The organism is Ruegeria sp. CE6 (assembly GCF_056537485.1).
This window is the reverse complement of sequence record NZ_JBQFRR010000004.1, coordinates 75,216-88,038: the sequence shown is the minus strand read 5'-3', so window position 1 is coordinate 88,038 and position 12,823 is coordinate 75,216. Positions and strand designations below refer to the sequence as shown.

At 56.2% G+C, this 12,823-nt stretch carries 13 protein-coding genes and 1 riboswitch; of the genes, 4 read left to right on the top strand and 9 right to left on the bottom strand.

Annotation, left to right across the window (positions count from 1 at the left end; translation table 11 throughout):
• Window positions 1–20: 20 nt before the first annotated feature.
• The 7 genes from metK to miaB form a co-directional block, all read right to left on the bottom strand.
• The gene (metK, locus tag ACR0DK_RS16555; RefSeq protein ID WP_223117644.1) at window positions 21–1,202 is read right to left on the bottom strand and encodes a methionine adenosyltransferase; all 1,182 of its coding nucleotides are present in this window, start codon (window positions 1,200–1,202) and stop codon (window positions 21–23) included.
• 5 nt (window positions 1,203–1,207) lie between these two features.
• A riboswitch (SAM-SAH riboswitch) is annotated at window positions 1,208–1,256 on the bottom strand.
• A gap of 15 nt (window positions 1,257–1,271) precedes the next feature.
• On the bottom strand, window positions 1,272–2,804 hold the full coding sequence (gene lnt / locus ACR0DK_RS16550) for an apolipoprotein N-acyltransferase (RefSeq protein ID WP_480737191.1): 1,533 nt from the start codon (window positions 2,802–2,804) through the stop codon (window positions 1,272–1,274).
• Complete coding sequence (locus ACR0DK_RS16545; RefSeq protein ID WP_170397541.1) at window positions 2,801–3,685, bottom strand: hemolysin family protein; 885 nt, start codon at window positions 3,683–3,685, stop codon at window positions 2,801–2,803. Before ACR0DK_RS16545 ends, lnt begins: the two co-directional genes overlap by 4 nt.
• A 36-nt stretch (window positions 3,686–3,721) precedes the next feature.
• A complete protein-coding gene (gene ybeY / locus ACR0DK_RS16540; RefSeq protein ID WP_170404552.1) occupies window positions 3,722–4,216 on the bottom strand; it encodes an rRNA maturation RNase YbeY in 495 nt (164 codons plus the stop codon).
• Between the two features lie 41 nt (window positions 4,217–4,257).
• A complete protein-coding gene (locus ACR0DK_RS16535) occupies window positions 4,258–5,280 on the bottom strand; it encodes a PhoH family protein (RefSeq protein ID WP_170404555.1) in 1,023 nt (340 codons plus the stop codon).
• Window positions 5,281–5,426: 146 nt separating this feature from the next.
• A complete protein-coding gene (locus tag ACR0DK_RS16530) occupies window positions 5,427–6,191 on the bottom strand; it encodes an outer membrane protein (RefSeq protein WP_170511305.1) in 765 nt (254 codons plus the stop codon).
• A gap of 165 nt (window positions 6,192–6,356) precedes the next feature.
• A complete protein-coding gene (miaB, locus tag ACR0DK_RS16525; protein ID WP_223117642.1) occupies window positions 6,357–7,676 on the bottom strand; it encodes a tRNA (N6-isopentenyl adenosine(37)-C2)-methylthiotransferase MiaB in 1,320 nt (439 codons plus the stop codon).
• A 120-nt stretch (window positions 7,677–7,796) separates the two neighbouring features.
• Between miaB and ACR0DK_RS16520 the strand changes: the two genes are divergently transcribed.
• Window positions 7,797–8,660 (top strand): hypothetical protein, encoded by an 864-nt coding sequence (locus ACR0DK_RS16520; RefSeq protein ID WP_480737187.1) that lies wholly within the window; start codon window positions 7,797–7,799, stop codon window positions 8,658–8,660.
• A gap of 3 nt (window positions 8,661–8,663) precedes the next feature.
• Here ACR0DK_RS16520 and ACR0DK_RS16515 read toward each other — a convergent pair whose 3' ends face one another.
• Complete coding sequence (locus ACR0DK_RS16515; protein WP_223117640.1) at window positions 8,664–9,461, bottom strand: phytanoyl-CoA dioxygenase family protein; 798 nt, start codon at window positions 9,459–9,461, stop codon at window positions 8,664–8,666.
• Window positions 9,462–9,546: 85 nt separating this feature from the next.
• On the opposite strand from ACR0DK_RS16515, the gene ACR0DK_RS16510 reads away from it, so the two are divergent.
• The gene (locus ACR0DK_RS16510; protein WP_170733299.1) at window positions 9,547–10,443 is read left to right on the top strand and encodes a LysR family transcriptional regulator; all 897 of its coding nucleotides are present in this window, start codon (window positions 9,547–9,549) and stop codon (window positions 10,441–10,443) included.
• A 3-nt stretch (window positions 10,444–10,446) separates the two neighbouring features.
• On the opposite strand, the gene irrA is transcribed toward ACR0DK_RS16510, so the two are convergent.
• Entirely contained in the window at window positions 10,447–10,863 is a 417-nt protein-coding gene (gene irrA / locus ACR0DK_RS16505) for an iron response transcriptional regulator IrrA (RefSeq protein WP_170397577.1), read from the bottom strand.
• Window positions 10,864–11,050: 187 nt separating this feature from the next.
• Here irrA and fabA point away from each other — a divergent pair, with 187 nt between their 5' ends.
• Window positions 11,051–11,560 carry a bifunctional 3-hydroxydecanoyl-ACP dehydratase/trans-2-decenoyl-ACP isomerase gene (gene fabA / locus ACR0DK_RS16500; protein ID WP_170397581.1) on the top strand — a complete coding sequence of 170 codons (510 nt, stop codon included), beginning with the start codon at window positions 11,051–11,053 and terminating at the stop codon, window positions 11,558–11,560.
• 30 nt (window positions 11,561–11,590) lie between these two features.
• Entirely contained in the window at window positions 11,591–12,820 is a 1,230-nt protein-coding gene (gene fabB, locus ACR0DK_RS16495; RefSeq protein ID WP_170733300.1) for a beta-ketoacyl-ACP synthase I, read from the top strand.
• The last annotated feature ends 3 nt before the right edge of the window (window positions 12,821–12,823 follow it).

Sequence of the window (12,823 nt, the reverse complement as noted above, 5' to 3'; positions counted from 1 at the left end):
CGCGTTTTTCTAATTGTTGATCAGACCGCCTGTTTCAGCGCGTCCACCAGATCGGTGCGCTCCCAGCTAAATCCGCCGTCCGCATCGGGTTCACGACCAAAGTGGCCATAAGCAGCGGTCCTCTGATAAATCGGCTTGTTGAGTTGCAGATGTTGGCGAATTCCGCGCGGAGTCAGGTCCATCACCTGCCCAACCGCCCTTTCGATCACTGCATCTGCAATCTGGCCGGTTCCGTGCGTGTCGGCGTAGATCGACAACGGTTTGGATACACCAATCGCATAGCTCAGCTGGATGGTGCAGCGCTCAGCCATGCCTGCGGCCACAACATTTTTAGCCAGATACCGCGCCGCATAAGCCGCCGAGCGGTCCACTTTGGTTGGGTCTTTGCCCGAGAATGCGCCACCACCGTGAGGTGCTGCACCGCCATAAGTGTCGACGATGATCTTGCGACCGGTCAGACCCGCATCACCATCCGGACCGCCGATGACGAACTTGCCGGTGGGATTCACGTGCCATTCGGTTTCGGCGGTCAGCCAGCCGTCGGGGAGGGTTTCACGGATATAGGGCTCGACAATGGCGCGAATATCACCCGAGGTCAGCGCCTCATCCATGTGCTGCGTCGACAGCACGATTGAGCTGACACCGACTGGCGTGCCGTCGCGATAGATAACAGACAACTGTGATTTTGCATCCGGGCCAAGGGCGGGTTCACTGCCATTTTTGCGAACTTCAGCGAGACGGCGAAGGATAGCATGCGAGTATTGGATCGGTGCAGGCATAAGCGCTGGCGTCTCGGTCGTGGCATAGCCGAACATGATGCCCTGATCGCCTGCACCTTCGTCTTTGTTATCGGCAGCATCCACGCCTTGCGCGATATGGGCTGACTGCTCGTGCAACAGGTTCGTCACTTCGACGGTTTCGTGGTGAAACTTGTCCTGCTCGTAGCCGATATCTTTGATACATGCCCGCGCGATATCGTCGATATGCGCCATATAATCATGCAACTTGTCCTGATCCGACAGACCCACTTCACCGCCGATTACCACGCGATCCGTGGTGGCAAAAGTTTCGCAGGCAACGCGGGCCTCGGGTTCTTCGCGCAGGAATGCGTCTAGTACTGCATCGGAAATACGATCGCAGACCTTATCCGGGTGTCCTTCGGAAACGGATTCCGAAGTAAAAGTATAATTCTGTCGGGACATGAATGTGCTCCATTAAGTTTACCCCACCACGTCAGGAAGCCGTTGTGACAGGCGTGCGACCGAATACGCTTAGCGTTTGACAGGGTCAATCGGAATTTGGTCGTTTACGCGCCGGGTGTGTCGCCATAGCAGCGCGAATAGCACCAATAGAGCTACTAATACCGGACTATCACCAATTCGGGAATAAACGGTCGGAGTTTGTGGGCGCGGCAATTCGGCGTCGATAAACCCCGCCTGCCCAAGCGCCAGCGCCTCGGTGATCTGCCCCGCTGGGTCAATCATTGCCGAAACTCCGGTATTGGCCGAGCGCAACATCGGCAGGCCTTGTTCGATTGCACGCATCTGCGCCTGGGCGAGGTGCTGATACGGGCCGGAACGCGTTCCGAACCAAGCGTCGTTTGTAATCTGCAAAAGAAAATCCGCACGATCCGGCGCGGATAAAATATCCTGCGTAAAAACCGCCTCGTAACAGATCAGCGGCAGCGCCTTGCCCAGCACGCCTACATCCATCAATGCGGCACCCGGTCCCGCGCTAAAGCCATTCCCTGTGGTTGCGGCCATCCCGTAGATGCCGAACCTTGCCATCACTTCACCAAATGGCACATATTCCCCAAAGGGCACCAAGTGATGTTTATCGTATAGCCCGTCTTGCTGACCCTCCTCATTTAGATAGATCATCGAGTTATAAATCTGCTGCCCATCTGCACGCTGAATGCCCAGGATCACCGGGGTGCCCTGTGCCGCTTCGCCAATGGCTGAAAGATAGGGCTGTGCGCTGCCCAGCCATGCCGGGACCGAGGTTTCCGGCCAGACGATCAGGTCCGGGCGGGGCTCGGCCGCTGTGAATTCAAGTTGGCGTGCGAAAAACACTGACGCATAGGCAGGATCCCATTTCTGGTCCTGGGGTGCATTGGGTTGAATCAGCCGCACGATATGACCAGAGGGCATGACAGGAGGTCGGTTCGCTGCATAGAGCAAAGCCAAGGCCGCACAGCCTGCGGTCAACGCGATCGGTACAACGATGCCGCTTCGGGTCCGATTGCTGAACAAGGCTGCGCCCAATGGCACTGTGGCAAGCAGTGTCAGCGCTCCCAATCCATAAGGGCCGACAAGTGACAGAGTCTGGGCAAATGGCGTATCCACCCAAATCTGCGCGATGCCTGCCCAAGGAAATCCGGTCAGAATGTAGCCACGCGCAAACTCGACCAGCGCCAGCGTTACAGACAGCAATGCCCCCTGCAAGACGGGCGCTCCACCGATGCGTTTCGAAACTCCGAAGGCCAACGCCCAGAACAAGGCCAACCCGCCTGACAAGAAGATCAGTGCAAAAGGGGCCATCCACGCATGGCGTTGGACATCAACCAGAAACGGCTCGATTATCCAGCTTAATGCGTGCGCAAAATAGCCCGTTGCAAAGACCCAACCCAGCAAACCCGCTCGGCGATTTGTCTCAGTGCTCAGATACAACGGCGCTATCAGCACCAGCGACAGCAAGCTTATTGGCCAATATCCCAATGGTGCCTGACCACTGGCCGCTGCGACACCCAACAGCGCCGCCAGCACCAACCGCAGCCAAAAGGGCCACCCCTCGGCAGGGTTCATGCAACAATATCCGGCAGCATGACACGCAACCGTTTTATGCGGCGCGGGTCTGCGTCAATGACCTCGAACTCGGGCCCTTCGGGGTGGCATACAACCTCACCACGCGCCGGAACCCGCCCCGAGAGCATGAAGACCAAACCGCCCAATGTGTCGATCTCTTCTTCGTCTACATCTTCGTGGCTGGTCAGAGAGCGGCCAATCTCGGCCTCGAACTCTTCAAGTGGTACACGCGCCTGAACCACGTAGCAGCCGGGTTTCTCTTGTATCCATAGCTGATCTTCGTCGGCATCATGTTCGTCGGCGATTTCTCCGACAACCTGTTCAATCAGATCTTCGATAGTCAGCAAACCATCGACTCCACCGTATTCATCAATCACCAGAGCCATATGGCGACGTTCTGTCTGCATCTTGGTCAGCAAAACGCCAATTGGCATCGATGGTGGCACGAACAGCAATGTCCGCAGCATCGACCTCAGATCGAACTCGGAGGAGTTGCCGTTAAAGCCATGGGTCAGCGCAAAGTCCCTGAGATGCACAAACCCCAAGGGCGTATCCAAAGTGCCATCGTAAACCGGAATGCGTGACAAGCCGCTGTCGCGGAAAATCTGGACAAGTTCGTCTTTCGGGGTTGTCGAGGGGACCGATACGATTTCGGCTGTTGGGATCGCAACATCTTCGACCCGCATTCTGCGCAGGTTGATCATGCCCCTTGGCTGAGCGCTGACGACCTCTGCCCCGTTTAGCTGGCTGGTCTCTTCGCCCTGAGAAGAAAATACGTCGATGAGTCGAGAAAAAAGCCCGCCTCTTTCGTCGCTGTCATTGCTGCTGTTCTGAGAATGCGCGCCATGCGCCGCCCTAGAACTGCCGTCTGTTTCGCCCATTATCCTGTTCCAAATGATCGGGCAAAGGTGCCCATGTCATACATTATATGGGTCATCTATACCCAGTTTGCCAAGTATCTCGACCTCGACCCTTTCCATCAAAGTGGCGTCGAGGTCACGAATGTGATCATACCCCAGCAAATGTAGTGTACCGTGAACGATCAGATGCGTCACGTGATCGTCGGTGCTTTTGCCGGCTTCAGCTGCTTCGCGCGCGCAGGTGTCATACGAGATCGCAATGTCGCCCAGCACGATTTCGCCAGTAAAGTCAGGTTGCGGAGCCGGCGGAGTGTCTCCCGCCCGATCCGGGGCCAGTTCTTCGGCAGGCCAGCTGAGGACGTTGGTCGGCGTGGATTTTTCACGAAATTCAGCATTCAATTCAGCGATCCGTGCATCATCGCAGCCCAGCAAGCTGATTTCGCATTGATCCGCCTCAAGATCGCAATACTCCAGAACAGCAGCAATTGCGCGCGTGGCCAAAGGCTCCAGCCCGCGCCAGCGATCATCCTCAAGCGTGATTTCCAGATTCATACCTTTGGCTCCGAGCCCAGCTTCAATCGGCGCCTTGAAAGTTATCCGGTTTCGCGCCCCGCATCGGCCTCATACGCCTCGATAATGGCGGCGACAAGCGGATGGCGGACGACATCTTTCGAGGTGAAATAGTTGAAGCTGATATTCGGGATCGTTTTCAGCAACCGTTCGGCATCCTTGAGACCTGACTGCACACCGCGCGGCAGATCAACCTGAGACCGATCGCCGGTGATAACCATCCGACTACCTTCACCAAGCCGGGTCAGGAACATCTTCATCTGCATCGTTGTGGCATTCTGCGCCTCGTCCAGCACCACAAATGCATTTGCCAGCGTACGACCGCGCATGAAGGCAAGCGGAGCAATCTCGATCCGCTTTTCTTCGATCAGCTTGGCAAGTTGTTTTCCGGGCAGGAAATCATTCAGCGCGTCATAAAGCGGCTGCATGTAGGGATCGACCTTATCCTTCATGTCACCGGGCAGGTAACCGAGCTTTTCACCGGCCTCGACCGCCGGACGGCTGAGAATGATGCGGTCAACGTGCCCGCCAATGAACATGGACACCCCGACCGCAACGGCCAGATAGGTTTTGCCGGTGCCCGCGGGACCAATGCCAAAGGCCAGTTCGTTGTTGAACAGCGACTGCACATAGGCCTTCTGGGCGTCGGTGCGCGGTTCGACCAGTTTTTTGCGTGTCTTGATCTCGACCGTGCCACCCTTGAACATCTCAAGCTGGTCACCATCGCGCGTGCCAGTTCCGACCTCGGAATTGCCCATGCGCAACTCGCGATCGACATCTGCGGCTTCCACATCACGCCCACCTTCGAGCCGTGTATAGAGGGCCTGTAGAACCTCAATCGCCTGCTTTTGCGAATCCTCGTCGCCCAGCACGACAAGCTGATTGCCGCGTCGCACAATCTGCACCGAGAGCTTCTGTTCGATATCGGTCAGGTTGCGGTCATATTCACCGCATAAATCGATCAATAATCTGTTGTCGGGGAATTCAACAAGCGCCTCACGCTGGGGCATGTCATCTTGCGGTGGGGTCAGGGCACCGATGGCCAATCCGTTCTCCTGTCTTGGCGTTTCATCTTGAGCGTAGACAAACTGTAGAGGTAGACGCAAGCGGCAGTTTCAAAATTTGCACACCGCATGACAAATGCGCCGATGAACGCTCAAACAGCCATCTATGAACGCCAATCGTACGGGTATCAGAATGTATAATTCAACCCGATCCGCAGTCCGCGATAGCTTGGCGTCGATTTGGTCGAGAATGACGGACCCAGTTCGACCGTTTTTGATTCGAACTGCAGATACTCGATCTCGCCGGTGATCGACCAATTTTCGTTCAGTTTGTGTTCAGCGCCCAAGCTGGCCGAGAAACCTTGTCGGCGGTCCTCGCTCTCAAATCGGCTTGTCCCGCTTGCATCAGTTAGTGAGCCTGACGTGGTGATATCGCCGCGGACATAACCCACAGTCACGAAATAGAGGACACTGCCGCTGCGGTTGGTAAGCCCGTTCCGCAGGCGGATGGACAATACATCCGAGATCGCGGATCTGCCGCTGACCTCTGCCCCACCGGATCGGGACGAGGTGATGTCATCGAGCGTGCCAAAGTCATAGCCGACTTCCAGCCCATACACATAGTCGCGCCCACCTCTGGCTGGCAGAATGCCGCGCCAGCCACCGCGAAAACCTGCGAAATTTCCGCTTGGCTTAAGGTCGCCCGCAGCAAACGTGTCTCCGTCGTTCACGCGCAGGCCAAACTCGTCCGAACCGCCCGAGGCATGTCCGGCGCTGACCCCCAGATAGAACGCATTGACGTCGCGCGCGAAACGCTGAGACGAGATTACGTCGGGCTCAGTGACTTCCCCGACGACATCGCCGGCCAAAGTCGGGGCAGCGCAAGATAGAAACACGACAGTCGCCGACAAAACACGGGAAAGGTTTACACTCGGAAAACGTATCCAGCTCACTACTCGTACCCTCCGCAAAGGCGGGCCGTCAGGCGGGGTCGGTGCGTTTGTCGACACCCAAAATTCGGCCCAGAAAAATCTAGCCTTCCTCGGAACATAGTTCCAAGCCATAAATCAAGGGTTAAATTTCAAGGCGAAAACCCTTTGCGGGCCAGCCACAAGGGATCAGACCAACGCACCACCCAGCGAGTTCGCGCCAGACGATTTTATCCTTACCTTACGTAAGTCGCCGCTCGCGATATCAGCGTCAGCGACGTGAACCGCATGCAGATACTCGGATTTTCCAACCATCTGGCCCGGTTGCCGCCCAGGCTTTTCAAACAGGACATTAACTGTCTTTCCGACCATCGAGTCCTGAATCTCGCGCTGGTGGCGAGTGATCAACCCTTGCAAGCGCTGCAGGCGTTCATCCGCCACTTCGGCCTCGACCTGTGGCCGTTCTGCTGCAGGTGTGCCGGGTCGCGTCGAGTATTTGAAGGAATAGGCGTAGCCGTATTTGACCTCTTCGACCAAATCCAGAGTAGCCTGAAAATCCTCTTCCGTTTCTTCCGGGAAGCCCACGATGAAATCGCCGGACATCAGAATATCGGGGCGCGCTTCTCGGATACGCTCGATCAATCGGAGATAGCTTTCAGCCGTGTGGCTGCGGTTCATCCGCTTTAGAATTTTGTCCGACCCCGACTGCACCGGCAAATGCAGATATGGCATCAACTTCTCACAGGTGCCATGCGCTTCGATCAGCGCATCATCCATGTCGTTCGGGTGCGAGGTGGTAAAGCGTATGCGCTCTAGCCCGTCGACCTTGTTCAATTCCCAGATCAGACCGGCAAGGGTCATGTCTCCGTCCGGTCCAGCCCCGTGATAGGCATTGACGTTCTGCCCCAGCAGCGTGATCTCACGCACACCGCGTTCAACCAGATCGCGGGCCTCACGCAGGATGCGATCTGCCGGGCGGCTGACCTCGGCCCCGCGTGTATAGGGCACAACGCAGAAGGCACAGAACTTGTCACACCCCTCCTGCACGGTCAGAAATGCCGTCGGTCCGCGCTTGGCCTTGGGGCGGTTCTTGAGCTTTTCGAATTTGTCTTCTTCGGGGAACTCGGTATCCAGCGCCTTTTCACCCGCGCGCGTCTTCGCCTCCATCTCGGGCAGGCGATGATAGCTTTGTGGCCCCACCACCAGATCGACAAGCGGCTGGCGGCGGATGATTTCCTCGCCTTCGGCCTGAGCGACGCAACCTGCGACACCGATTTTAAGGTCCGGCTTTTCCGCCTTGAGGCCCTTGAAACGGCCCAGTTCGGAATAGACTTTCTCAGCTGCCTTTTCTCGAATGTGGCAGGTATTGAGCAGGATCATATCCGCATCATCGGGCGATTTGGTCTCGACATAGCCCTGTCCGCCCAGCGCTTCGGCCATGCGTTCGCTGTCATAGACGTTCATCTGACAGCCATAGGTCTTGATAAACAGCTTTTTCGGTTCAGACATGGGTTGGCCTTTGCAGTCGCTGGGTCGGCGTCGTCTATACGTATCGAACGCCGCTTGCAATGCTGGCGCAATTACCCGAATTTGGCGGGAATTTCCAGCAAGGCGGCAACGAAACCAACGATGCAGTACGAATCCCTTGATCACCTTCTGAAATCCGATCGGTCGATCCTGAGCGAGGGACCCGTGGCACTGATATTTGCCGAAGATAATGTCGAGCTAGAAGGGACGCTGCACCATCATTTGAAGCTGGGGTTCAAATCCGTGATCACATTCCTGCCCCAGGAATTCACGCTGGATGAAGCGCTGGAGGAAAGGGTTCATCGAGTGACGATGACCTGCGCGCCGAGAACCGTCGTATTTGAGGCCGTCAATCGGATCATTCAGGCGGCTCAGGGTGCATGGGTATACTACTGCTACAACTCTGAATATCTGTTCTACCCTTTCTGCGAGACCCGCTCGGTCGGAGAGTTACTGGCCTTCCATTCTGAAGAACGGCGCCAGGCCATGCTGACCCATGTGATCGATCTTTATGCGAATGATCTGACGGCCTATCCAAACGGAGTGGCCCCCGATCACGCAATGCTGGACAAGACCGGATACTACGCCCACACGCGGCATGACGCATCTGGCAAGCCGCTAGAGCGGCAACTGGATATGTCCGGTGGTCTGCGCTGGCGGTTCGAAGATCATATCCCGTATGAACGACGCCGGATCGATCGGATTTCGCTGTTCAAAGCAAAACCCGATCTGAGACTTCTGCCTGATCACACTTTCAATAAGCCGGAATATAACACCTACGCCTGCCCGTGGCACAACAACCTGACCGCGGCGATCTGTTCGTTCCGGGCGGCCAAAGCATTGAAGACGAACGCCGGATCGACGTTCGATATCTCCAACTTCTGCTGGAACCATTCAACTCCGTTCGAGTGGGATTCGCGCCAATTGCTGGATCTGGGCCTGATCGAATCGGGCCAGTGGTTCTAGGTTCTAACGCTGTAGCAGAACTGGGAACCAGTCCTCACGCAGCCTTTGCCCAGGCACCATTTCATGTCCCGGAAATGGCGGCGAAGTCCGGCCTGGACGCTCGACATAACGTGCATCATCACCAACCAATCGCAGCGAAAATGCCCTGCGTCGGCTATCGGAAGTATTGCCTCGGGCCCCGTGTAGCGTGCGATAGTTGAAGGCCACTGCATCACCGGGCTCCATTTCAAATTCTACAATCTTCATCCTTTCGGCATCTGGGTCCGGAATCGGCATGTACTGCCCCTCGTCAGGGAAGAAACCTTCTTCCGAGACCCAGCGGGTAGGTAGCACTTCTTTTTCCCAGCGGTGCGAACCGGCAACGCAGCGCAAGGTCGCTTGTTTCACCGGATCCAACGGTGACCAGAAGCTGATATTCTGTTGACCATCCACAAAATAGTATGGCCCATCCTGATGCCACGGCGTTGCCATCGAGGTTCCGGGTTCCTTCACCAGAACATGGTCATGGAACATCTGCACAGATTGCGACTGCATGAGGTCGGCCGCTACTTCAGCAGCAGGAGATTTTTCGATCACTTCACGAAACTGCGGGATACGGGACCAGTTGCAATAGTCGTCAAAAAAACGGCCGGTTTCGCCATCTTTCCTGTTCTCCGAAGCATAAGGACCCGGCTCGGCCATATTCGCGGCAACCCCGGCCCGTAGGGTTTCAATATGATCGGCGAACAGGCCTTTAACCAACACAACGCCGTCCGTCTGGAAGTTGTCGATCATGGCCTGAGAAACAAGAGGGTGAGTCATTGCGGTCTCCTTAGATTTGTCGCCCGATCTGCGCATGAATAAGACATCTGTTCAAATCATATCTTTCAATTTAGGTATTAACTCTATGTTATACCTCACTCTGCGCCAATACGAATATGTTTGCGCCATCGGTCGGCATGGCAGCCTGTCTGCTGCGGCACAACGCCTAAATGTCTCGCAACCTGCCTTGTCCAATGCGCTGACCCGGGTCGAATCACGTTTGGGATATCCACTGTTTGCGCGAAGACGGGGTGCCGCGATGGCGCTGACCCCGCAGGGCCGCAAATTCATCGAAGAGGCCGAGGCCTTGTTGAAGCGAGCTGCGCTTTTGGAACAGTCAAAGCAGCCGATAACCGGCGAACGCCGATTGCGCCTGGGATGCTTTGTCGATCTGGCACCCTTTCTTCTGGCCCAATCTCTGCACCGCCTGCAAGAAGCTTTGCCCGACGTCGCCCTGACACACGGTGTTGAGACGTTCGAAGGCCTGATTTCCGGCTTGATCGATGGCAGATACGATTTTGCACTCACCTATGACCTCGGCATGGATGCCGGTTTTTCCTGCAAGAAGTTGTTCGACAGCACCCCACACGCACTGCTTTCACCTGATCATACACTGGCGGCGGCCAATCAGCTCACCCTGACCGAGCTAGCGTCATATCCACTGATTCTGTCTAAAGAGGGTTTGTCTGCACAGCATGTACTCGCGCTTTTCAGACGCAAAGGTTTGAACCCCACAATCTCGCACCGAGCGGAATCATTGGAGCTTTCGCGCAGTCTGGCCGCTCATGGGGAAGGCATCGGGATAAGCTATACCAGCCCTAAAAACGGCTTCAGTTATGATCAGGTCCGCGTGATAAGCCTGCCGATCACCGATCCAGATGCAACCGAATCTGTTGTATTGGCACGGCATGGCACGGGGCCGACTGATCCGCTGATCACGCAGGCTGAGCATGCGTTGGTTACGTTGTTATTTAAGGATTAGAGGTTACTTCTTCCGCAGGCGGATCACCACATCGACCGATGCGATTTCGACGCCTTCAGGAGCTTCCGGCAATTGTTGGATTACCAATTGATCGGATGGTGCATCGCTCAGACGGCTTTCGTCTTCCCAATAGAAATGCGGATGGTCATGCGTGTTGGTGTCGAAATAGCTTTTGGACCCGTCAACAGTGATCTCTTGAAGCACCCCGGCATCGCAAAACGCCCGCAATGTGTTGTATACGGTCGCCAGCGAAACCGCGTCACCTTTGGCTTTTGCGGATTCAAACAGGCTTTCCGCTGTCACATGACGATGCAGACCGTCGCCCACAAGCAATTCGGCCAAAGCAACCCTTTGGCGCGTGGGGCGCAAACCTGCGTCAACCAACCAATTTGCAGCGATCTCACGGCTCTGAGGTGTCATGAATCCGATACCTGTGTTTTGCTGCCCTTAATATAAGTGCGCCCTGCCTGCAATTTCAAATGAAATTCATTCGCAAAGAATATTGTAGTCACAACAAGATATGGAGTGCTGGTCTTGCAGGACCTTGCATACGGGTGATAGACGAGGCCAGATGTAATAAACGGACCCAGGCAGGAGAGGCGGCAGAATGGCCCAATTCCCGAGCAGTTTTGACAAGGACGATCTGCTGAAATGCGCCCGCGGCGAACTATTTGGCCCTGGCAACGCGCAGTTGCCGGCTCCGCCGATGTTGATGATGGACCGCATTACCGAGATTTCCGGCGACGGTGGAGCGCATGGCAAGGGTCATGTGCTGGCCGAATTCGATATCACACCTGAGCTTTGGTTCTTTGACTGCCATTTCCCTGGCAATCCGATCATGCCCGGCTGTCTGGGCCTGGACGGTTTGTGGCAACTGACCGGCTTCAACCTCGGCTGGCGCGGCTGGCAAGGACGTGGCATGGCCGTTGGCGTCGGAGAGGTCAAGTTGACCGGCATGGTGCGCCCGGACCGGAAGATGCTGACCTATAAGATTGATTTCAAAAAGGCGATCCAGACGCGCCGCCTGACCATGGGTGTGGCAGATGGCATCGTCGAAGCCGATGGTGAATTGATATACGACGTCAAGGATATGAAGGTCGTTCTGTCAGACGCCTGAGCCTGACCGGCCGCAATAAGGAGTACGCAAATGCGTCGAGTAGTCGTCACCGGTCTGGGGGTTGTGTCCTCGATCGGGAACAATGCCGAAGAGGTGCTCGCCTCGCTCAAAGCAGGCAAATCCGGCATCGTAGCAAGCGAACAGATGGTCGAGCACGGCTTTCGCAGCCAGATCGCCGGTTCGCTGAAAATCGATGTGGCCGATCACGTGGACAAGCGGACCCTGCGGTTCATGGGTCCGGGTGCTGCCTATGCCCATATCGCGATGAATCAGGCCATCGCGGACGCCGGGCTGACCGAAGATCAGGTGGTCAATCCGCGCACAGGTCTGGTGGCAGGTTCGGGTGGACCATCGACCAGCGCGATGTTGACTGCGCACCAAACCGTGCTGAAAACCGGCGCAACCAAACGGATCGGCCCGTTTGCAGTGCCAAAGTGCATGTGTTCGACGATTTCTGCGAACTTGGCGACCGCGTTCAAAATCAAAGGTATCAACTACTCGATCACCTCGGCCTGCTCGACCTCGCTGCACTGCATCGGCAATGCGGCTGAACAGATCATGCTGGGAAAGCAGGATGTGATGTTCGCAGGTGGAGGAGAAGAGCTGGACTGGACCCTGTCCTGCCTGTTCGACGCGATGGGTGCGATGTCGTCCAAGTACAACGAGACACCTGATAAAGCCTCGCGCGCATTCGATCAGAACCGCGACGGATTTGTGATTTCCGGCGGTGGCGGCATCGTGGTTCTGGAAGACCTCGAGCATGCGCTGGCGCGCGGTGCGAAAATCTATGCCGAAGTAACCGGCTATGCCGCGACATCTGATGGGCACGACATGGTGGCACCATCCGGCGAAGGCGGCGAGCGCGCGATGCGTCTGGCGCTGTCGACCGTGCCCGAAGGCCGCAAGGTCGGCTATATCAATGCCCACGGCACCTCGACCCCAGTGGGCGACGTCGGAGAAGTCGAAGCCGTACGCCGTATCTTTGGTGAAGGCAGTGTGCCTCCGATTTCATCGACAAAATCGATGACCGGTCACGCGCAAGGCGCAGCGGGCGCGCTTGAGGCGATCTTCTGCCTGCTCATGCTGGAACATGATTTCATTACTCCGTCGATCAATGTCGACACACTTGCCGACGGCATCCTGCCCGGTGAAATTGCAACTCAAGTGGTTGAAAACGCAGGCTTGGACAGCGTGATGACCAATAGCTTCGGCTTTGGCGGCACCAACGGATCCATGGTTCTGTCGAAGTATAACGGGTGAACA